At 71.6% G+C, this 20,747-nt stretch carries 18 protein-coding genes; 4 read left to right on the forward strand and 14 right to left on the reverse strand.

The genetic code is table 11. The annotated features are described in order from the left end of the window. Positions 1–13: 13 nt before the first annotated feature. On the forward strand, positions 14–820 hold the full coding sequence (locus CSIV_RS07295) for a DeoR/GlpR family DNA-binding transcription regulator (protein WP_077050760.1): 807 nt from the start codon (positions 14–16) through the stop codon (positions 818–820). A gap of 10 nt (positions 821–830) precedes the next feature. Here CSIV_RS07295 and CSIV_RS07300 read toward each other — a convergent pair whose 3' ends face one another. From CSIV_RS07300 to CSIV_RS07315, 4 genes are all read right to left on the reverse strand, one after another. Continuing rightward, positions 831–1,850 (reverse strand): zinc-dependent alcohol dehydrogenase family protein, encoded by a 1,020-nt coding sequence (locus CSIV_RS07300; protein WP_077050761.1) that lies wholly within the window; start codon positions 1,848–1,850, stop codon positions 831–833. Between the two features lie 76 nt (positions 1,851–1,926). After that, positions 1,927–4,761, reverse strand: coding sequence for an aminotransferase class III-fold pyridoxal phosphate-dependent enzyme (locus CSIV_RS07305; protein WP_202401121.1), 2,835 nt, complete (start codon positions 4,759–4,761; stop codon positions 1,927–1,929). 116 nt (positions 4,762–4,877) lie between these two features. Further along, positions 4,878–6,236: an APC family permease gene (locus tag CSIV_RS07310; RefSeq protein ID WP_077050763.1), complete on the reverse strand. Its 1,359-nt coding sequence runs from the start codon at positions 6,234–6,236 to the stop codon at positions 4,878–4,880. A gap of 16 nt (positions 6,237–6,252) precedes the next feature. Next, positions 6,253–7,854, reverse strand: a complete 1,602-nt coding sequence (locus tag CSIV_RS07315) for an amidohydrolase (RefSeq protein WP_077050764.1) — start codon at positions 7,852–7,854, stop codon at positions 6,253–6,255. Positions 7,855–8,026: 172 nt separating this feature from the next. Here CSIV_RS07315 and CSIV_RS07320 point away from each other — a divergent pair, with 172 nt between their 5' ends. Next, complete coding sequence (locus CSIV_RS07320; protein ID WP_077050765.1) at positions 8,027–8,650, forward strand: TetR/AcrR family transcriptional regulator; 624 nt, start codon at positions 8,027–8,029, stop codon at positions 8,648–8,650. 10 nt (positions 8,651–8,660) lie between these two features. Here the strand turns inward: CSIV_RS07320 and CSIV_RS07325 are convergent, their stop codons facing one another. The 9 genes from CSIV_RS07325 to CSIV_RS07365 form a co-directional block, all read right to left on the reverse strand. Further along, a complete protein-coding gene (locus tag CSIV_RS07325) occupies positions 8,661–9,254 on the reverse strand; it encodes a DUF3885 domain-containing protein (RefSeq protein ID WP_077050766.1) in 594 nt (197 codons plus the stop codon). A gap of 32 nt (positions 9,255–9,286) precedes the next feature. Then, a complete protein-coding gene (locus CSIV_RS07330; RefSeq protein WP_077050767.1) occupies positions 9,287–10,090 on the reverse strand; it encodes a DUF1206 domain-containing protein in 804 nt (267 codons plus the stop codon). Between the two features lie 16 nt (positions 10,091–10,106). After that, positions 10,107–10,802, reverse strand: coding sequence for a phosphatase PAP2 family protein (locus tag CSIV_RS07335; RefSeq protein WP_077050768.1), 696 nt, complete (start codon positions 10,800–10,802; stop codon positions 10,107–10,109). A gap of 55 nt (positions 10,803–10,857) precedes the next feature. After that, positions 10,858–11,727, reverse strand: a complete 870-nt coding sequence (locus CSIV_RS07340; protein ID WP_077050769.1) for a hypothetical protein — start codon at positions 11,725–11,727, stop codon at positions 10,858–10,860. A gap of 96 nt (positions 11,728–11,823) precedes the next feature. Next, entirely contained in the window at positions 11,824–13,434 is a 1,611-nt protein-coding gene (locus tag CSIV_RS07345; RefSeq protein ID WP_077051344.1) for an L-lactate permease, read from the reverse strand. Between the two features lie 8 nt (positions 13,435–13,442). After that, a complete protein-coding gene (locus CSIV_RS07350; RefSeq protein WP_077051345.1) occupies positions 13,443–14,021 on the reverse strand; it encodes a hypothetical protein in 579 nt (192 codons plus the stop codon). Between the two features lie 328 nt (positions 14,022–14,349). Continuing rightward, positions 14,350–15,858 (reverse strand): HNH endonuclease, encoded by a 1,509-nt coding sequence (locus CSIV_RS07355; RefSeq protein WP_077050770.1) that lies wholly within the window; start codon positions 15,856–15,858, stop codon positions 14,350–14,352. Positions 15,859–16,060: 202 nt separating this feature from the next. Continuing rightward, positions 16,061–16,744, reverse strand: coding sequence for an SDR family oxidoreductase (locus CSIV_RS07360; protein WP_077050771.1), 684 nt, complete (start codon positions 16,742–16,744; stop codon positions 16,061–16,063). Further along, positions 16,741–18,219, reverse strand: coding sequence for an MFS transporter (locus CSIV_RS07365; protein WP_077050772.1), 1,479 nt, complete (start codon positions 18,217–18,219; stop codon positions 16,741–16,743). The genes CSIV_RS07360 and CSIV_RS07365 overlap by 4 nt, the downstream gene beginning before the upstream one ends. A 79-nt stretch (positions 18,220–18,298) precedes the next feature. Here CSIV_RS07365 and CSIV_RS07370 point away from each other — a divergent pair, with 79 nt between their 5' ends. Next, a complete protein-coding gene (locus tag CSIV_RS07370) occupies positions 18,299–18,784 on the forward strand; it encodes a winged helix-turn-helix transcriptional regulator (RefSeq protein ID WP_077050773.1) in 486 nt (161 codons plus the stop codon). An 83-nt stretch (positions 18,785–18,867) separates the two neighbouring features. Next, positions 18,868–19,575: a hypothetical protein gene (locus CSIV_RS07375; RefSeq protein WP_077050774.1), complete on the forward strand. Its 708-nt coding sequence runs from the start codon at positions 18,868–18,870 to the stop codon at positions 19,573–19,575. A gap of 75 nt (positions 19,576–19,650) precedes the next feature. Here the strand turns inward: CSIV_RS07375 and adhP are convergent, their stop codons facing one another. After that, on the reverse strand, positions 19,651–20,709 hold the full coding sequence (gene adhP, locus CSIV_RS07380) for an alcohol dehydrogenase AdhP (RefSeq protein WP_077050775.1): 1,059 nt from the start codon (positions 20,707–20,709) through the stop codon (positions 19,651–19,653). Positions 20,710–20,747 lie beyond the last annotated feature (38 nt).

Genomic DNA, 20,747 nt, shown 5'->3' on the forward strand with positions numbered 1-20,747 from the left:
TAGAGATGACGGCATGGAGGGCACAACCACTCAGACCAAGAAGCGGCTTCCGGCAGGGCGGAAAGCCGAACTCGCCGCCTACGTCGCCGAAACCGGCCAGGTCACGGTCGTCGACCTGGCCTCGCACTTCGGCGTCTCGATCGACACCGTCCGTCGTGACCTGGATCAGCTGGACCGCGAGGGCATCGTCGTACGTACCCACGGGGGCGCGGTGAGCGCGATGTCGGTCCCCGGACGCGACCGCGGACTCGACGTGCGTCTGCAGATGCAGACCGCCGAGAAGGAGAAGATCGCCACGATCGCCGCGGACCTCATCGAAGACGGCTCGGTCGTGATGCTCAACGCCGGCACCACGACGCTGGCCGTGGCCCGGGCGCTCCGCAACCACCGCAACCTCACGATCGCCACGAACAATCTGCGGATCCCCGCGGAGATCTCCCCCAGCGTCTTCCGCGATCTGTTCATCTTCGGCGGCGCCGTCCGGACGATCACCCAGGCCACGACCGGTCCGGTGACGCTGGCGGCCGCGTCGAGCAGCGCCGACGTGGAGATCCGCTGCGACTACGCCCTCATCGCGGTCGGAGCAGTGGATGCCTCGGGCTTCTCGACCAGCAATCTCGGCGACGCGACGATGATGAGCGAGATGATCCAACGCGCCGACCGCACCGCGATCCTCGCCGACTCGACAAAACTCGATCGACGCCTCTTCGCCCAGGTCGCCGCCCTGGAGAAGGCCGACTACCTCATCACCGACGCTCCCCCGTCGGCGGCGCTCGCCGCCGCGCTGGAGGAGGCCGGCGTGACGGTGCTCACGCCCTGACGGTCGCGGCTCAGATCGTGAGGAGGACCTTCGTCGCGCGGCGTTCGTCCATCGCGCGGTAACCCTCCGCGGCCTCCTCGAGCGGGAGGGTGAGGTCGAAGACCGCGCCCGGGTCGATCTCGCGGTCCCAGATGAGCTGGATCAGCTCGGGGAGGAAGCGGCGCACCGGAGCGGGTCCGCCGTGGAGGTGCACGGCGGAGCGGAACAGCTCCTGCCCCTCGAGCGTGACGTCGTGCGAGACGCCGACGAACCCGATGTGCCCGCCGGGGCGCGTCGAGCGCACCGCCTGCTCCATCGACTGCTGCGTGCCGACGGCCTCGATGACCGAGTGCGCGCCGAGCCCGTGCGTGAGCTCCTTGACCTTCGCGATGCCCTCGTCGCCGCGCTCCTCGACGATGTCGGTGGCCCCGAAACGACGCGCGAGCTCCTGCCGGTCGGCGTGCCGCGACATGGCGATGATGCGCTCCGCACCGAGCTGCTTCGCGGCCAGGATGCCGAGCAGCCCCACGGCCCCGTCACCCACCACCGCGACGGTCTTCCCCGGACCCACCTCGGCGGCGACCGCGGCGAACCAGCCGGTGCCGAGCACGTCGCTCGCGGCGAGGAGGGAGGGGATCAGGTCGGCGTCGGGCTGCCCGGGGGTCGCCACGAGCGTGCCGTCGGCGAGCGGGATGCGGGCGAACTCGGCCTGGGTTCCGACGCGTCCCATCGGAACCACGTGCACGCACCGCGACTGGTAGCCCGCCTGGCAGATCTCGCAGGTGTTGTCCGAGGCCATGAACGAGCCCACGACGAAGTCGCCCACCTTCACGTTCTTCACCGCGTCGCCGATCTCGGTGACCACGCCGACGTACTCGTGCCCCATCGGCGTGGCATCCACATCGTCCGCCCCGCGGTACGGCCACAGGTCGGAGCCGCAGATGCACGACGCGGCGAGCCGGATGACGGCATCCGTCGGCTCCTGGATGATGGGGTCGTCGCGGTCTTCGACGCGCACGTCTCCGGCGGCGTGCATGATGACTCCACGCATGGCGGTTCCTCTCGGGTGGAAAGCGGCTGTCTCCGGTGTACTCCTCCGAGCTGTGCGGCGCCGAGGGCTTGCGGGATCAGAATCCGGTCGACAGCACCCGGTCGAGCATGTCGGCGAAGTAGTCGACCGACTCCCGCGAGACGCACAGCGGCGGCTTGATCTTCAGCACGTTCTGGTGATCACCGGTGGGCTGCATGACGACGCCGAGTTCGAGAAGGCGGTCGCAGATCGCGGCGGTCTCCTCGGTGGCGGGCTGGAGGGTGTCGCGGTCCCGCACGAACTCGAGGCCGAGGTACAGCCCCGCCCCGTGCACCGTCCCGACCAACGGATGCCGCTTCCCCAGCTCCTCGAGACGGGCCTTGAGGTGTCCGCCGACGACGCGGGCGTTCTCCTGCAGCCCCTCGTCCTCGATGATGTCGAGCACGGTCGTGCCGACGACCGACGACAGCGGGGAACCTCCCGTCGAGGAGAAGAAGTAGCCCTGCGTGCGGTAGCGGTCCGCGATCTCGCGGCGGGTGATGACCGCGCCGAGCGGGAAGCCCGCACCGATCGACTTCGCGACCGCGACGATATCGGGCACGACGCCCTGCTGTCGGAAGCCCCAGAACCACGACCCCAGGCGACCGAAACCGACCTGCACCTCGTCGGCGATCGCGAGTCCGCCGAGGTCGCGGACGGCGGCGTAGACCTCGCGCAGGTAGCCGTCGGGGAGGGCCACGCCGCCGGCGTTGCCGTAGAAGGTCTCGCTGAGGAACGCCGCGGGGGCGTGGCCGTCGGCGGCGAGCGCGCGGATGCGTTCGACCGCTTCGGGCGCGTAGCGCGCGGCATCCGGCCCGCGATGACGGCCCCGGTACGAGTTCGCGGCCTCGACCGTGTGCACCCAGTCGGGGCGGGTCTCGAGCGCGTAGGGGTTGTCGGCGATCGAGGTCGACACGGCGTCACTGGCGTAGGTCCAGCCGTGGTACGCCTCGGCCATCGCCACGACGTCCGTCCGGCCGGTGGCCGCCATGCCGAGACGGATCGCGAGGTCCACAGCCTCCGACCCGGAGTTGACGAAGAACACCGTGTCGAGCTCGTCCGGGAGGGTCGCCGCAAGGCGCTCGCCGTACTCGGTGATCGCGGCGTAGTGGAACCGCGAATTGGTGTTCAGCAGCCGCGTCTGACGCGAGACGGCGGCGTGGATTCGCGGGTGCGCGTGCCCCACGGAGGCGACGTTGTTGACCATGTCGAGGTACACGCGTCCGTCGACGCCGACGAGATACTCGCGCCAACCGCGCTCGATCCGCGGCGGTCGGGCGTAGTAGTGCTCCTGCACCTCGGCGACGACGGCCTCACGGCGTGCGAGGAGGTCGTCGGCTGCGGCCTCCGGCGCGGTGACGCCGAGCGCGGGGGTCGCGTCGCCGATCACGGCGCGCCACCCGGGCAGGTCGCTGGGGCGCACGGCATCCGGGATCTCGGCGGGGTCGAGCGTGGTGAGCAGTACCCGCACGCGCGTTCGCGCGGGAACCTCCGCGGAAGAGTTCGGGATGCCATCTCCCACGCGCACCGAGAGCGCACCGTCGGGCAGCTCGAGGTGTGTCGGCGCGGCGAACCAGACGGACGCGGCCGTCGGCACGGTCGCCGGCTCCTCGGGAGTCCGGGACGGGGCCCCGAGCAGCGTCGGGACGAGCGCGGGGAGGACGACCGCGTCGGCGCCGTCGTCCAGCAGGCGCTGCGCCGCGGCGTCGAGGGCGTCCGGGTCGAGCCACGCGCCCTCGTCCGACAGGGGCGAGAGGGTCGTGGCGTCCAGCACGACGGGGTGGATGCCGGCGGGAAGAATCGGTGCACACTCCCATGCGGCGGCGTCGGCGGAGGGGCGGCCCAGCGCGTGGCGGATGCGGGCCGTCGCGACCTCGACCGGGACCGCGATCGCGCGGCGGAGGATCTCGAACTCGCGGTCGAGCGCGCCGCTGGCGTAGTCGTTCGCGTCGTCGAGGCGCACCTGCTGGCGGCCGCTGAGGACGAGCACCACCCCACGCAGCACGACGAGCGGCCACAGCGCCGTGATCTCGTCGTCGGACAGCGGACGGCGCCGGTCGAACGCCGCGATCGCGGGCAACGTCGAGGCGTAGGAGGCTCCGTCGTGGTGCAGCACCGACGACACCGTGACCGCGATCTCACCCACCGCCCACGACTCGATGACGTCGCCGAAGTCGATGACGGCATCGGGGAGCGTGCCCACACCGTGCGGGCGCAGCACGTTGTCATCGGTCACGTCGAAGTGACCGAGCTGCCGCGGCAGGGCGGCGGCGACGGGGTGCAGCGCGGCCAGGGCGGCGGCCGTCGCCGCGGCGCAGTAGTCGCGCACCTCGGCATCCGGTTCGGTCGCGGCGATCTCGGCGATCACGCGCTCCGCGTGCTGCAGGTCCCACTGCAGCACACGGCCGGCCGCGGGATGCGTCTCCCCCGCGAGCGCGACGCTGACGGCCGCGGCCAGCTCGCCGAGACGTTCGACGGTCCGGGGCGGGAGGTAGCCCGAGCCGGTGAGGGTCGCGCCCGGGACGAACGAGATCACCCGCGCGTGCAGCCGACCCTGACTCGTCTCCCACCAGCCGGTGAGCGGGCCGCGGGGTCCGGCGACGATCTCGGGGATGCGCAACCCCGGTTCCGCCCGCGCGACCGCGGCGGCCGCGGCATCCTGCATCTCGATCTCGGTCTCGCTGAACACGGGGTTGCTGATCTTCAGCACGCCCAGCGGCTCGCCCGCGCCTCGGGGACGGACGAGGAAGTTCTGGTCCTGCTGGCTGCCGAGGCTGCCGAGTTCGGCGTCGAGCCCGTGCACGTCACGCAGGAGCGCGACGGCTTCGTCGGTGGGAAGGGTCGGCGTCGGCAGCTCGCCGGCCGTGAAGTAGTCGAACAGGGTGTCGGTCATGACGGGCTCCATGGGGCGCGGAACGGGGTGGGGCGACGACGCCCCGGGTCTTCGGGTGACGAAGAAAACACTAGGGTGGCGCGGTGCCCCGGGGAACGGGACACCGCGCCGGAGTGTCAGGCCAGAACGCGCTCGGGGGCGGGGGCCTCGTCGTCGAACTCGACCTCGGGCGGGCGCCGACGGAAGCCGCGCGTGAGGACCGCGAGCCACACGATGCCGACGCCGATCCACACCAGACCGACCGTGAGCGCCAGCGGCGAGAGGCTGAACCACAGCCACGCGGTCAGGGCGAACCCGAGGGCGGGGAGCACCCCGAAGCGGAACACCGCCGCTCCCCCGCGCCGCTTCTCGTCGATCAGGAAGTGCTTGATCACCGACAGGTTCACCAGCGAGAACGCGGCGAGCGCCCCGAAGCTGATGAGGGATGCCACGGTGTTCAGGTCCGCGAACAGGGCCGCCAGCGACACCACACCGACGAAGAGGGCGGCGCCGATCGGCGTCTGGTATCGGCGGCTGAGTCGGGCGAAGAACCGCGGCAGGACGCCGTCGCGTCCCATGGCGAACAGGATGCGAGAGACACTGGCCTGGGAGGCCAGCGCGGCGGCGATGCACCCGGCGATGTAGGCGACGAGGAAGAACACCTCGAGCCAGCGGCCCGCCGAGACCTCCATGATCTGGTTCGCCGCGGCATCCGGGTTCGTCAGGTCGGCCACGTTCGGGACGACGAGCGTCGAGACGTAGGCGATCACGGTGAAGATGAGCCCGCCGATGATCGTCGTGAGGATGATCGCGCGCGGGACGGTGCGCTGCGCGTCGCGCGCCTCTTCCGACAGGGTCGAGATCGCGTCGAAGCCGAGGAACGACAGCGCGAGCATCGCCGCGCCGGCCAGCAGGCCCGGGAAGGTCAGCCCGGCGTCGTAGAGCGGCTGCAGCAGCGACACCCCGGGGTTCTGCGCGACGTGCACGATCGCGCAGACCACGAACACGGCCGCGAACACCAGCTGCAGGCCGACCAGGACGAGGTTCGCGTTTCGCACGACGGTGATTCCGACGATGTTGAGTCCCGTGATCAGCAGCACGCCCGCGAGAGCGAACACCCAGGGCGGGATGCCGGGGAGCTGGGCGTTGAGGTAAATGCCCATGAGCACGTAGTTGATGAGCGGCAGCAGCAGGTAGTCGATCATCAACGACCACCCGGTGAGGAAGCCGACGTGGCCACCGAACGCCCGTCGCGCGTAGGTGTACGCGCTGCCGGCGCGCGGGAACGCCTTCACGAGAGCGGCATAGCTGAATGCGGTGAAGAGCATCGCCACGAGCGTCACCAGGTAGGCCGTCGGCACGTGGCCGCCGGTGGTGACCGCGACGAGACCGTAGGTGGTGAACACGGTGAGCGGCACCATGTACGCCAGGCCGAAGATGACGAGGGAGGGCACTCCCATGACTCGCCGCAGCGAGGTGTCGGTGGAGGAGGACATCGGGTTCCTGTTCGGGTCAGAGAACGGTTGCCGCGGGGACGGCGGTGAAGGTGGGGATGCCGCGGCGCCAGGTGCCGCGGACACGCGCGTCGGCGATCCGGGACGCCGGGATGCGGCGGATGTCCCGGTCGAGCCAGACGAGATCGGCGATCATTCCGGGGCGCAGGGTCCCCCGGTGGTCCTGATCGCCGGCCTGGTGGGCGACGCCGAGGGTGGCGGCGTCGAGGGCCTCAGCGATGGTGAGTCGCTCGTCGGGCTGCCAGCCGCCGATGGGGAGCCCGTCGGCATCCTGGCGGGTGACGGCGGTGCGGATCCCGGCGAGCACTCCGGGCGAGGTGACGGGCCAGTCGCTGCCGAAGCTGAGGCGGGCACCGGCCTTCTGGGCCGAGTGCATGCGGTACTGCCGTTCGCGCCCGGGTCCCAGGCGCGGAAGGGTGAGGTCGGTCATCACCGCGTCGGGCATGGCCCACTGCGGTTGGAAGCAGAAGGTCACGTCGAGTTCGGCCAGGCGCGGCAGATCCGCCGGGTCGATGACCTGGGCGTGCGCGACGGTCAGCCGTCGTCCGCGGCGCAGACTCTCGCGGATCCGTTCTGCCGCGTCGATCGCGGCGCGGACCGCCGCGTCGCCGATCGCGTGCAGGTGGACGTCGAACCCGGCGGCGTCGCACGCGGCGACCGCATCGACCAGCTGGCCCGGCTGCCAGTTGGGGACGCCCCGGGTCTGGGCGTCGTGGTAGCACTCGAGCAGGTGGGCGGTGTGATTCTCCAGGATGCCGTCGACGAAGAACTTCACCGTGCGACACGTCAGGCCGGGCTCGTCCCGCACGGCGCGGGCGATGCGATCCAGATGCTCGAGCTGTCCCGGCCACCGCCGCGGGTCGGCGCGGAGGGCGAGGTCGACGTCGACGTTCAGGCGGCCGGCGCGGGCTGCGGCGATCCAGGACGGGACGTCGTGCTCCTCCGTCCAGGCCTCCTGCACCCACGTGATGCCCTGCGCCGCAAGGTGCCGCGTGGCCCAGCCGAGCGCCTCGACATCGGCGGCCACGCTCGGGCGGGGGGCGCGATCGAGCACGAGATCGATCGCGGGTCGCTCGACGAGGGTGCCGCGCGGCGATCCGTCGGCCCGGCGCAGGATGCGCCCGAGCGCGGGATCGGGGGTACCGGCATCCACGCCCGCGGCTTCCAGAGCCGCGGTGTTGACCCAGGCCGTGTGGTAATCCCACGCGTGGAGCACGACCGGGCGATCGGATACGGCCGCGTCGAGCCAGCGCGCGTCGAAGACGCCGCCGTCGGCGAGGGTGGCGTCGTAGCTGCCCCCGATCAACCACGGCTCGTCGGACGCGGCGCTCCAGGCGCGCACCCGCTTCACGATCTCGTCGACCGAGCCGGCATCGCGCAGGACGGGGCCGCTGTGCTCACGCCCCGCCAGCAGCGGGTGGGCGTGCCCGTCGCGGAAGGCGGGGAGCAGCAGTCCACCGTCGAGATCGATCGTCGCGGCATCCGCGGGGATCGGGTGATCGGGGTGCGCGATCACGCCGTCGACGACGACCAGCCGATCGACGTCCGGGCCTACGCCATCGACACGGATCGCGCCACCGTGGAACACGACGACTGCCATGGAAACCTCCTTGAGACCACGCTGGAAAGAAACATACAGCGTAGGTTTTAGGAACGCTACGGTTTCGTTCGATCCCCCGTTGCCCGTTTCGCCGACTCTTCACGGCACCGATACACCGCCGAAACACGGCCTATCGCGTAGCGTTGTCGGACCCCGACCGAAAGGCTCCGTCGTGCCCCGGCCGTCGCATCCGAAGCTCTCCCGCGAGGCGATCGCGCGCGCGACGCTCGCCCTGGTCGATCGCGACGGACCCGACGGCGCGAGCATCCGCCGCGTCGCCGACCGGTTGAACGTGCACCCGACGTCGCTCTACAACCACGTGCCGAACCTGGCCGCCCTCATCGAGGACGTCCGCGCGCTCGTCTCCGCGCGTATCGACTCGACCGGCCTCCGCGAGCGGGAGTGGGAAGAAGGGCTGGCGCTGTGGGCACGGTCCTATCGCGATGCCTTCCGGCGGCATCCGAAGACGATCCCGCTGCTGATGTCGCACCGGTCGTCCGCGCCCTCATTGATGTCGCAGTACGAGGACTTCGCACGGGCCGCCGAGCGAGTGGGCTGGACGAGCGACGACATCCTGCCGCTGCTGACGGCTTTCGAGTCCTTCATCCTCGGCAGCGTGCTCGACATGTCGGGACCGAGCGTCATGTTCGACCCCACCGGGCAGGAGGAGACGGTGCCGCGCTTCGCCGCCGCCTATGCGACGCTCGAGCGCTACGACCCGGTCGACCCGGTCGCCACGCGCGCGTTCGAGCTCGGCCTGTCGCTGCTCATCGCCGGAGCCCGTCCGCGCGGGTGATCCGCGCGCGTCACAGCCCGTCGGGCCGCGGCGAGCGCCACGCGGAGAATCGCTCCGCCAGTGCCGCGCGGGTCTCGGCATCCGGAAGGAAGACGTCGACACCGCCGTCGTAGGGGGCGACGCCCCAACGCATGCCCGCGTCGGTGAGCAGCACGGCGGCGCGATCGTCGATCACCGCGGCGAGGACCGGCTCGAGGTCCACGTCGACGTCGACCCAGAAGTAGGCGGGAGCGTCCTCCCCGTCGGCGACGCGCCAGGCGCGCGCCCCGGGCAGGAGGTGCCGCGTCCATCCGCCGGCACCGTCGGCGGCATCCCAGTCCTCGCCGACGACGAGGAGCGGGCCGTCACCGGATGCCGCGCGCGCGGCGTCGCACAGCTCGTCGACGATGCGCGCGACCCGGGCGCGATCGGCGGGCGTCTGCGCGACCCGGGCGGCACCGGGGAGCGTGTGGAAACGCACCCAGCGGTCGGGGTGCACCGTCCGCAACGAAGGACCGCTCGGCTCGGCGTCCGGCCAGAGGCGGTCCCACCGCGCACTCCAGTCGGCGGCGCGGGGATCGACGTCGGTGGGCGCGAACGCGCCGCCCGGGAGAGAAGCGTGCATACCCGAACCCTCCCACGGCCGAGCGCCGCGCGTCACATGCGGGCGTAGCGCGAACGGGCGAAGCAGAACAGTCCGTAGACCACGAGACCCGCACCGACGAGCCAGAGCACGATCTGGCCGAACGGCAGGCCGGCGAGGGAACGCAGGGCACCGTCGAGACCACTGGCGGCATTCGGGTCGTGGGTCAGCGCCGCGACGACGAACAGGATGCCGGCCACGCCCACGGCAATACCCTTCGCGACGTATCCGACGGTGCCGAACACACGGATGCCTCGGCCCGCGGGGCCGCTCGGCACCGACAGGCTCTTGAGGAACGCGCGCGTGATGCCGCGGACGACGAATGCGACGCCCACCGCCGCGACGGCCACACCGACGAGGACGAGGAGGAAGACACCGCCGGGCGACGCGAGCAGCGTGGCGCTGAAGTTCTTCGTCTGGCCCGACGAGTCGGCCTGGCCGCCCGTCGCCACCGTGTACGCGGTGCCGGCGATCGCGGCGTACGCCACCGCCGTGCCGAGGTACTTCGCCCGATATCCCCAGCGCTTCTTGGCATCCGGGTTCCGCTCGACGATCGCCTCGCTGATCTGCCAGATCGCCAGGGCGGCGAGGCCGACGACGATGACCCACAGGAGGAACATCCCCGCGGGTGCGGCGGCCACCTGACCGAGGGCCCCGGACTGGTCGGCGCTGTCTCCCGCGCCGCCGGTGGCGATGGTGATCGCGATCACGCCGATGAGAAGATGCAGCAGCCCGAGGACGACGTAGCCCACACGGGCGGCGACACGGAAAGCGGTCGAATCTTGCGCCTTGTCTGCGGCGGCACTGGCAGATGTCATCCGTGCACCGTAGCGCTCAGACCGCCGCCGTGGCAGCCCGTTGCGCGCGGCGCTCTCTTGCCACTTCGATGGCGGCCCACACCAGCGTCGCGACCGCCACGCCCTCCAGCATCCCCGCCGTCACATCCGACAGCCAGTGGGCGTGCAGGTAGGTCCGGCTCCACATCATGAGCACGACCCAGGTCGCGCCGACCGCCCACACCCAGCGGCGTCGGAGGATGAGCCCGAGCGTCACCGCGATCGTGGTGGCCACGGCCGTATGCCCCGAGGGGAACGACGTCGCGACCGTCTCGGCGAGCGAGTCGGCCGGCCTCGCCCGGGCGATCACCGCGGCCATCGGAGCTCCGATTGCGACGACGAGGGCGATGGCTCCCCCGACGTTGAGCGCATCCCAGGGGCGGCGGCGCACGAGGAACACGATGGTCGTCGCGACCCCGATCAGGATCATGCCGACCGTGCCGCCCACGATCGCCGGCACCCACGCGACGATGACGCCGACGGGCGAGGCGATGGCCGACATCATGTCGTCCCACGCGGCGTCGATCGGCAAGGGTGCCGAATCCGACAGGGCGACGACGAGTCGCAGAGCGACGAAGAGCACGGTGGCGACGACCCCGACGACGAGCGCGCGGGCGCGGCGCGCATCAGGACCGACGGGCGAGGCGGGGGGATCGGTGTCGACCGCCGCGGCGTCGTCGGTGGAGGCATCCATTCCCACATCATGGCAAGCGGCTCCCCGCCAGAGGGGGCACTTGCGAACCGTCGGATCAGTCCTCTCGGAACACGACGGGCGCGTCCGCGAGACGGAGGCCCGAGGCACGGATAGCCGCCTCGACGGCGTCCGCGGAGGCAGGATCGCCTCTGATCTGGGTTCTCGGGACACCGTCGATCGGCGTACCTCCGCCGGTACCGTCCCAGAATTCCGTCACGCCGTACTCGTCGACGATCGTGCGCAGCAGCGCGGCGTACGCGGCTGATTCTCCCGGCGCAGGTACAGCGGTCAGCTGCGGCCCGCTGATCTCGATCTCGCGGTCGGCCTCGACGCCGGCGGCCCCCCGCAGGTCGTCGGCCGCGGCGACGAACGGGATCATCGACGAGACCTCCGCGCGGCCGTCGAGCAGGTCCGAGAACGAGAGGCGACCGTTCTCCCATACGGCGGCCTGGATGCTGCGCCCCGGGGCGAGGCGGTCCACCGCATCCACCGTGGGCACCACGTCGAGCCGGAAGTCCGGGCAGCCGGATTCCGTACGGTCGGCGAACACCCACACCTGGGCACGCGCGGGTGTCTGCACGACGAGCCCCCAGTCGATCGGGTCGGCGTTCCGCGAAGAGCACGCGATCTCGAGGACGGCCGGCAGCCCGGAGCGCTCGACCGTGACCCGGAGGGAGGACACCGGGCTCCAGAAGGCGGGCGCCTCCACCCACCGTTCCTTCTCGACGGCCCCGACGCCCGGCATCGCGGCGATCTCCGCAGCAAAGGCATCGAATTCCGCGCTCGGGCGATCGAAGTGCGTCTCATCGATCGACCAGCCGAAGACCAGCACGAAGCCGCCGCCGAGTCCGATGGCGGCCAGGACGAGCCCTGCGATGCCGAGGGTCCTCAGCCGGGACACCCGTGTCGGCGCGGACGTCGTCATGAGAGCCCCCGTTCCCGCGCGTGTCGGGTCCGAGGGTACAGACGTGAAGGAGACGCCGAATGGACGTGGGGGGAACGGGACGGGGCGGGGTGGGCGTCACCCCGGGAACAGCCCTGAGAGCACGAAGGCCCACAGGCTGATCACCACGAGCATCCCCAGGCTGTAGCCGATGGACGCCCGAAGGATCTCGCCCTCTCGCCCCGACAGGCCGACCGCTCCCGCCGCGATCGCGATCGACTGCGGGGACACCACCTTCGCCGTGGTGCCGCCGGCGGTGTTCGCGGCGATGAGGAGGTCGGGCTGAACGGCGATGCGCTCGGCCGTCGCGACCTGGAGGGGACCGAAGAGGGTGTTGTTGTTGACCACCGACCCGGTGAGGAACACTCCGATCCACCCGATGATCGGCGCGAACAGCGGGAACAGCGGACCCACCGCGGCCAGCGCGCTCCCGATGCTCGCCGACCCTCCGGAGTAGTTCGCGATGTTGGCCAGCACCAGGATCGCGGCGATCAGCACCAGTGCCCGCCAGAGCTCGCGCAGCGTGGCGGCGAGCTCGCGGCCCAGATCGGAGCCCGACAGGCGCGGCGTCGTGAAGAACGACACGAGCACCGCGAGGAGGATCGCCGTCCCGGTGGCGTTGAGGGGCGTGAAATCCCACGTCACCGCGACGGTCGTGCCGCTGGCGGTGGCGACTTCGCCGGTGAGGCCGGGAATCGGCAGCTTCAGCACCGCCGCACTCAGCGGTCCGCCGGCGGCGAAGAGCGCCTTGAACCACGGCAGGCTCCACACGAGGATGAAGCCGGTCAGGATGTAGAACGGACTCCACGCCACGATCACCTCGCGCGCCGTGTGCCGCTCGACCGGGGGCGCCTCGGTGCCCCCCTCGCGGAAGACGTGCCGGGGTTGCCATACGCGGCCGAAGAGGAACAGCGCCACCATCGCGCCGAGGCCCGCACCGAGGTCGGCCAGCTCGGGTCCGAGGAACCACAGGACTCCCGCCTGGATGCCGCTGAACACGACGCTCACGAGGAGGACGGCCGGCCACGTCTCCCGCAGCCCGCGCCATCCGTCGAGGATCACGACGAGGAGGAACGGCACGAGGAACGTCAGCGGCTGCAGAAGGAGGACCATCGTGCGCGACAGCTCGGCGACATCGATCCCCGCCACCTGGGCACCGACGATCACCGGGATGCCGATCGCGCCGTACGCCCCCGCCGCGACGTTGGCTACGAGCGACAGCATCGCCGCCTTGACCGGGCGGAATCCCAGCTGCACGAGCAGCGCCGCGCAGATCGCGATCGGGACGCCGAACCCCGCGGCCCCCTCGAGGAACGCTCCGAAGGCGAAGGTGATCAGCAGCACCTGGATGCGTTGGTCGGTGGAGATGCCCGAGATCGAGGCCCGGATGACGTCGAATCGCCCGCTCTCGACCGCCAACCGGTACAGCCAGACGGCCATGACGATGATGTAGGCGATCGGCCAGACGGCAGTGAGCAGGCCGATCAGCGCCGACCCGCCGATCGCGGGAGCGGGCATCCCGAAGACCAGGGCCGCGACGATGACTTCGGCGACGACCGCGATGGCTGCGGAGACGATCCCGGTGAGCTTGAGTACGACCAGGCACAGCAGGAAGATCACGAGCGGGATGGCGGCGACGAGCGCCGACAGCCAGAGGCTGGAGAGGGGATCGACGTTCTGGGTCCACAGCGCGTCGGTCATCGCGGCCCCACCCCGTATGCCAGGGTCACGGTCCACGGGTCGCGCGAAAGGTCGGCCAGAGAGTAGTGCACCGGGCGGTCCGGCACCCATCCCCGGGAGAGGTCCTCATCGAGGCGGATGTGCTCGGGCTGAACCCGGGATCCGCGGCCGTCGGCGTGACGGACGGCGGTGACGCGGGTCCAGTGGGCGAGCAGCTGCGCCGCGCCGGCATCCGGGAAGAGGTGCGAGTGCCGACGCATCTCTTCGAGGTCTGCCGCCGTCGGGTTCGCCGCGCGCAGGTCGACGCCGAGCGGGATGACGGTGTCGGCGACCGCGACGACGGTCGCCGGACCCCTGCTGCACGTGTGGATGGACAGGGGCACCTCTTCACCCGCCACCGTCGCGAGCAGGCGGGGGTGATAGCCGAACTGCGCGGGAGCCTCGCGGACGACCCTGACATCGCGGGGCTCGGCGCCCAGGAGTGCGGCGATGACTTCGCTCGCCAGAAGACGCTTCCGCTCGTGGTGGTCGAGCCGATCGCTCACCCCGAGGGCTGCGGCGACTCCCGCCGGTGCCGACAGTTCTTCCGAATCCACGAGCTGCCCCTCTCTCGTCGCGGCGTGCAGAGACCGCGTCGACGGCTTCACGCTAGCGAGAATCGAGACAATTCTGAATGACCCCCCTGTGGCAGAGCGGTCGGGACTAGGCTGCGCGAGTCGCGGTGCCCTCGGCGAGGACGGACAGTCGCCGGCTCGACCAGGACCGACGGTCGATGGCTCGGCCAGGACCGACCACGGTGGTGCGAGTTTCCCCTCGCTCGATGTGCGTGAACCGCGCCCGCGAGCCGTGCGGCGATGGCCACGGCCGCCCACGCGCCCGCACTCGCACACGCACCCGCACCGGGCCCCGCCGCGCGGGCATTCCTCAGAACGGTGCGGGCTCTGCGCTGCAGGTTCCGGGCGGGTGGGGTGGTGGCGGTGGCCCGGCGGGGTCGTCGGGGAGGAATCGGACCGCGGGTGTATACGGGAGGGGTTCGTCGGTGTAGACGCGTCCGGTGGGGGAGGTCCATTCGAGGATTCCGGCGGGGAGTTGTCTCACTTTCCAGCGGGTGAATTGTTTCTGGGTGTGGTGTCGCTGGCACAGGTGCGCGAGGTTTCGTACGTCGGTGGGGCCGCCGAGGGCGTGGTCGTAGGTGTGGTCGACTTCGCAGCGCACGGCCGGGGCGACGCACCCGGGCCAGCGGCAGTGGCGGTCGCGGGCTCTGAGGTGCCGGTCGATCGCGGCGGTGCGGTGGTAGGTGTCGGTGCGGAGTACCTCCCCGGTGACGGGGTGGGTGATGACCCGGTCCCAGGGGACGGGGGTGGTCTCGGCGAGGGTGCGGGCGGTGGCGGCGTCGATGGGTCCGTGGCCGACGAGGTCGGCGGGATCGGAGTTCTCCGAGTCGGGCCGCAGCATCGTCAACGCCGGGACGACGACCTGGATGCGCGCGCGGATCGCGCCGAGCATGCCGGGGCCGTCGTCGGTGCGGGTGGGGTCGGCCTCCGGCGCAGCGGTGAGCAGCAGGTCGGCGAGGATGTCGGCGCGCACCTGATCGGCCGTGCGAGTATCGGGCGCCTGCGCCAGTCCGGGTCCGGGCGCGGGCGTATCCGTGTTGCCGTGCGCTGCGGCCGCGTCTGCCGGGCACCCGCCGCTGCCCGCGGCTCGGGCCTCCGCACCGGACGCGGCGACGGTGACCGCGGAGCCCGCGGGAGACCCCAGCCCGCCACGCGCGGCATCCCTCCACAGGTCCACGATCGCGGCACTCTGCTGCACGAGCCGGTCGTAGATCCCCACCGCCAGCACCGTGGGGAGTGTCGCGATCAGGTCGGACATCCCGTCCTCCCCGGTCACGACCCGCACGCACCGTGTCTCCCGTCCCCGCCGGTGCCGTTCGGTGAGCGTCGTCGGCTGGAGGGACTCGACCAGCGCCGCCAACCGTGTCTTCACCCGTCCGGGGCTCAGGCCGTCAGCGGTGGCGGCGGCGAGGACATCGAACTCGTGGCGACGATCCTGGGGCAGCGAGATGCCGGCATCCACGATCACCTGCACGTGCGCGTGGGACAGGACCCCCGCCTCCCACGCGTCCAGGGTCACGGGGAAGTCGTCGGCGAGGGTCATCGCCCGCCCGATCTGCGCCTGCACGCTCCGATCCGACAGGTGTGACGCGGCCGCGATCTCGGACGCGACCTCCCGCACCGCCATCTCCGCCGCCCTCGACGACGCCCGCACCCCCGCCGACGCGTCCAGGGCGAGGTGTCCCGCGCGGGCCAACGCCCGCACCCGCCGCGCTTCGGCAGAGGCGACTTCGGCATCCACGCCGCGCACCTCGACCAGCACCGACGACAGGGCAGAAGCCCCGTCATCGGGTGGTGCCAGAGACGGATCGAAGGTCATGTATGCATGCTAACGAGGGGGTCCGACATCGAACCCGCCCCACCCACCCGAATGGGGACGGATCCGACACACCACCCGATGGGGAGGAGGGGGGCCGCACCGTCGCATCAGCAGAATCCACGATTGATCGGGGTTTTGCGCGGAGGAACATGCCGCGGGTGAACTTCTGCAGACGCGCAGCGATGCCCCGAGCTGGCCGCCGTCAGGCCGCGTTCGCGACCCGCGACAAGCCCGCGCGGACCGCGCGCGTCGTCTCGTCGGCGAGGACCTCGCCGTGCCCGCGGCGCAACCCGTCGTAGATCGCCGCGACGACGTCGGCGGGGTCGTTCAGCGGCTGGTCGGTCAGACCGTCGTTCATCGGGGTGTCGGTGAAGGCGAGGTACGCCCCCACGACCTGCACACCCTGCGGCTCCAGTTCGAGGCGCAGCCCCTCGGTCGCCGACCAGAGGGCCGCCTTGGAAATGCTGTAGCCCTTGCCCCACGCCAGCCAGGACAGCACCGACGCGACGTTGATCACCGCACCCTTCGCGGCGACCAGGCGCGGCGCGAACGCACGGGTCAGCAGGAGGGGGCCGAACAGATTCGTCTCCAGCTGAGCGCGGATGTCCGCCACGTCGCCGGTCACCAGGTCACCCTGACGCAGGATGCCGGCGTTGTTGACGAGCACGTCGACATCCGCGGCATCCCGCGCCGCCCGCTCGATCGCGCTCTCGTCGGTGACGTCGAGGACAAGGGGCACGACGCGCGCGTCGCCCCACTCCCGCGGCGAGCGCGTCGCCGCGTAGACCTTCTTCGCTCCGCCCGCGAGCGCCTGCCGCACGAACTCCGTGCCCAGCCCGCCGTTCGCGCCCGTGACGAGCACGACGGCATCCGAGATTTCCGTCATTTCTTCTCTCCTTGTTCGAGTCCGCCCGAGCGGGCGGGTTCCTGTCCGCCCGAGCGGGCGGGTTCTTGTTCGAGTCCGCCCGAGCGGGCGGGGGTCGGGATGAAGGCACCGGAGCCCGGAACGCCACCGCGGGGGCTCGCCGCACCGGAGCCCGGAACGCCACCGCGGGGGCTCGCCGCGCCGGAGCCCGGAACGCCGCTGCCGGGTGTCGCGGCGCCGGGGCCCGGGATGCCGGCGCCGGGTGTCCGGACACCCGCGCGCGACGCCAGCGCGACGAGGGCGACCGCGGCCAGGAACGCCGCGTATCCGATCGCCGTCGCGGGCAGCGCGAACACCGTCGCGAACTGACCGGCGACGAGCGCGGGCACGCCGTAGCTGAGGTAGGCGACGACGTAGATCGCGGCCATGAGACCGCCGCGTTCGTGGGTGTGGGCGGCCGCGCTCAGGGGTCGGAGCACGGCCGCGAAGCCGAGGCCGTTGCCGATGCCCGCGGCGAGCGCGGCGGCCACCACGATCCCGGTCGACGCGGCGCCGATGCCGACGATCAGAAGTATGCCGCCGACCGCGCACCCGAGCGCGCCCACCACCGCCGAGGTCCGTGGCGCGAGGCCGGTCGCGGCGAGTCCCGTGACGGCGGCGACGGCGGGCTGGAGGAACACGAGCGTCGAGGCGGCCACGGTGTCGAGCCCGAGGGTGTGGTGCGCGAGGGACGGCATGAGCCCCAGGAACAGGCCCGAGCTCATCCACGCGGCGGAGACGAGCCAGGCCCCGCGGAGGAACTCCGGACGGACGCGACGGGGAACCGCGACGCGCGGGACGAGCGAGCGCCACGCGCCCGCGACCCTCGACGAGGACTCCGGCGTGAGCAGGACCGCACCGAGGGCGACCACCACGAGCAGCGCGATCGGCACGAACACGGCGAGTGAGGGAGCGGGGGCCACGGCGACGGCCACGCCACCGAACAGCGCGCCCAGCGCGAGGCCACCGATCGGGATCGTCCCCGCGATCTGCGTCATGCGACCTCGCGCGTGCGGCGGCACGGTTTCGGACACCATCGCGGTGAACGTGCCGATCGCCGCGCCCGTCGAGATCCCCTGCACCGCGCGGGCCACGACGACCCACTCCGCCGATGTCGCCGCCAGGTGGAGGCCGCACGCGACGAGGAGCAGCAGCAACGCCCCGATCATGACGGGCCGGCGGCCGACGTGGTCGGACAACGACCCGGCCGTCAGGAGCGTGACCAGCAGCGTGAACGCGTAGACGGAGAACATCACGGTGAGCGTCCCGTCGTCGAAGCCCCACCGCCTTTGGTCGTAGACGAACAGCGGACTGCCCGCGCCCGCGGCGGCCGCGACGGCGAGGGAGCCGAGAAGGTTCAACGCCGTGTACCAGCGGGCACGCGTCGTCCACCGGGCGGGCGGGCCGGACGGCGTGCCGGCACGCGGAGGGGCGGCGGAAACGGTGGTCTCGCTCACGACATTTACTTTCTTCAAAGGAGTAAGTACCGGAACGCTAGCGCGTATGCTTGCTTCAAGCAAGTCAGAGGAGGATGCCATGCCCCTGCGGTCCGACTGGAGCGGGAACGTCTGCCCGATCGCGCGCGGGATCGACGCCGTCGGCGACCCGTGGGTGCTGTTGATCCTTCGCGAGTCGCTCGCCGGCGCGCGCCGCTTCGACGACTTCAAGCGTCGGATGGATGCCGCGGACAACGTGCTGTCGTCGCGCCTGTCGAGCATGGTGTCGTCGGGACTCCTCGAGACGCGGGCCTACACGACCGGACCGCGCCCGCGCGTCGAGTACCTCCCCACGCGCGCCGCGACCGATGCGCTGCCGATCCTGCAGGCGTATGCGGCCTGGGCGCACGAGCACCGCCCGTCCGAGAACGAGGACCCGACGTTCGCCGTGATCTGCGGCGCCTGTGGCGTGGCATCCGATCGGTCAGAGGTCTGCGAGCACTGCGGAGCGCTGCTCGACGTCGACAACGAGGTGGCGTGGCAGAGGCCCGGCCCGTGGGAGGGCCGCGTCGTGACGCTCGGCTGAGCGCCACCACCGGGACGCGCCAGGGAGCGCCCCGCGCCCCGGCACCCCGGACGCAGATCACGCCTCTCGTTAGGCTCGATGAGATGAGTGCACCGGTGAACGGCGACATGGTCTCCGCGGCCGTCGTCGCCTACCTCGGGTGGGGGCGCGGCCCGCACCCGGCCGCGGACGCGCAGGCGGTCGCGGACCTCGCGCATCGGCACGGTGTTCCCGCTTCCGACCTGGCGCGCGCCGTGGAGTACGCGGTCACCGCGGCGAACACGATCCGCGTGGACGAGCTCGCGCCCGAGGGCGGCTCCCGTTTCGCATCCCGCCTCCGCGCCCTGCTTCCCTCGCTCGAGGACGACGCCGTCGCCGCGCTGACCTCACGCGCGTTCTGGTACGCGGGGTGGGACGGCGGAGAACCTCCCCCTCCGCACATCGCCCCTCGGTCCGACCGGCAGGCCGATCGCGCGGCGACCGGCGAGACGCCCGACATCAGCCCTCGCCCCGACCGGCAAGCGGATCGACCGGCGACCGGCGAAACGCCCGACACCGCCCCTGACCCCGACGGCCAGGCGGCTCACGCGGCGACCGACGAGACGCCCGCACCACGGGAGTACTGGCGACACTCGACGAGTCTCGGGCCCCGCTACTTCGCTTTCTCCGCCGGGCACGACTTCATCCTCCGCGGCGGTGAGTGGATGCCGTACGACCGGTATAAGTCCGGTCCGAGCTGGTGGCGCCTCACGGGCGAGACCGACGCGGACGTCGTCGACCGGTCGGAGCTGCCCCCGGGAACCCCGGACTGAACGACCGAACGCCGGCCCGCCCCGCGTCCCGCGGAACCGGCCGGCGTTCGGGAGGCAGGCCCGAAAGAGACCGTTCTAGGAGACGGTCTCCACTGCCTCGGCCACCGGCACCAGATCGGCCGTGTGGTACGCGAAGACCAGGCGCGCCGGCACCGACCCCGCAAGCACTTCCTCCACCGAGCGGTTCACGTCCGCCAGGTCGCGTGTCTCGGTGATGACCCGCGTACGCCCGAGCGCGTGCAGGGCGAACACTTCGGCGAGGTCCTGACGCGTCCCGACGATGGAACCGATGACGCTGATGCCCTTGAGCACGGTGTCGAAGATGGGGATCGTCAGTTCGCCGTCCGCCGGGAGCGACACGAGCACGAGCCGACCGCCCCGGTTCAGCGAGTCGAACGCCTGCCGGAACACGGTGGGCGCGACCGCGAGCACGATGACGGCGTCGGCCCCGCCGTACTGGCGGATCGCCTCGACCGGGTCGGTGGTGCGGGCGTTGACGACATGGTCGGCGCCGAGCTCGCTCGCCAGGCGCAGCTTCTCGTCGGTGACGTCGACGGCGATGACCTTCGCCCCCACGAGACGCGCGTACTGCACGGCGAGATGCCCGAGCCCGCCGACGCCGAACACCGCGACGGTCTCCCCCGGCGTCACCCGGGCGTTCTTCACGGCGGCGTACGTGGTGACCCCGGCGCAGGTCAGCGGCGCCGCGTCGAGCGGCGTGACACCGTCCGGGACGGGCACGGCGAAGCGCGCGTCGGCGAGCATGTACTCGGCGTACGCGCCGTCCACGCCGTAGCCGTTGTTGTACTGCTTCTCGCAGAGGTTCTCGCGCCCGTCGACGCAGTAGCGGCACTCACCGCACGCGTGACCGAGCCACGGCATCGCGACGCGCTGGCCGACCGTGCGGCCGGTGACGCCGGCGCCGAGCTCTTCGATGATCCCCACTCCCTCGTGTCCCGGGACGAGTGGAAGGCCGGGCTTGACGGGCCAGTCCCCGTTCATCGCGTGGATGTCGGTGTGACACAGCCCGCAGGTCTCGAGCCGCACGAGCACCTGCCCGGCTCCCGGGCGGGGGATGGCCCGCTCCTCGACCTCCGCGGGCGAACCGAACCGATCGACGACTGCTGCACGCATGATCTCTCCTTGGATTCTGTGCTGATCCGAGTCTTCGC

This window comes from Microbacterium sp. CSI-V, assembly GCF_001984105.1.
Taxonomy (GTDB): Bacteria; Actinomycetota; Actinomycetes; order Actinomycetales; family Microbacteriaceae; genus Microbacterium.

Coding starts and splice junctions, on each gene's coding strand:
- CSIV_RS07295 (WP_077050760.1), top strand. CDS start 14: ATGGAGGGCACAACCACTCAGACCAAGAAGCGGCTTCCGGCAGGGCGG.
- CSIV_RS07330 (WP_077050767.1), bottom strand. CDS start 10,090: ATGACATCTGCCAGTGCCGCCGCAGACAAGGCGCAAGATTCGACCGCT.
- CSIV_RS07370 (WP_077050773.1), top strand. CDS start 18,299: ATGCCCCTGCGGTCCGACTGGAGCGGGAACGTCTGCCCGATCGCGCGC.
- CSIV_RS07360 (WP_077050771.1), bottom strand. CDS start 16,744: ATGACGGAAATCTCGGATGCCGTCGTGCTCGTCACGGGCGCGAACGGC.
- CSIV_RS07325 (WP_077050766.1), bottom strand. CDS start 9,254: ATGCACGCTTCTCTCCCGGGCGGCGCGTTCGCGCCCACCGACGTCGAT.
- CSIV_RS07305 (WP_202401121.1), bottom strand. CDS start 4,761: ATGACCGACACCCTGTTCGACTACTTCACGGCCGGCGAGCTGCCGACG.
- CSIV_RS07335 (WP_077050768.1), bottom strand. CDS start 10,802: ATGGATGCCTCCACCGACGACGCCGCGGCGGTCGACACCGATCCCCCC.
- CSIV_RS07355 (WP_077050770.1), bottom strand. CDS start 15,858: ATGACCTTCGATCCGTCTCTGGCACCACCCGATGACGGGGCTTCTGCC.
- CSIV_RS07375 (WP_077050774.1), top strand. CDS start 18,868: ATGAGTGCACCGGTGAACGGCGACATGGTCTCCGCGGCCGTCGTCGCC.
- CSIV_RS07340 (WP_077050769.1), bottom strand. CDS start 11,727: ATGACGACGTCCGCGCCGACACGGGTGTCCCGGCTGAGGACCCTCGGC.
- CSIV_RS07310 (WP_077050763.1), bottom strand. CDS start 6,236: ATGTCCTCCTCCACCGACACCTCGCTGCGGCGAGTCATGGGAGTGCCC.
- adhP (WP_077050775.1), bottom strand. CDS start 20,709: ATGCGTGCAGCAGTCGTCGATCGGTTCGGTTCGCCCGCGGAGGTCGAG.
- CSIV_RS07315 (WP_077050764.1), bottom strand. CDS start 7,854: ATGGCAGTCGTCGTGTTCCACGGTGGCGCGATCCGTGTCGATGGCGTA.
- CSIV_RS07300 (WP_077050761.1), bottom strand. CDS start 1,850: ATGCGTGGAGTCATCATGCACGCCGCCGGAGACGTGCGCGTCGAAGAC.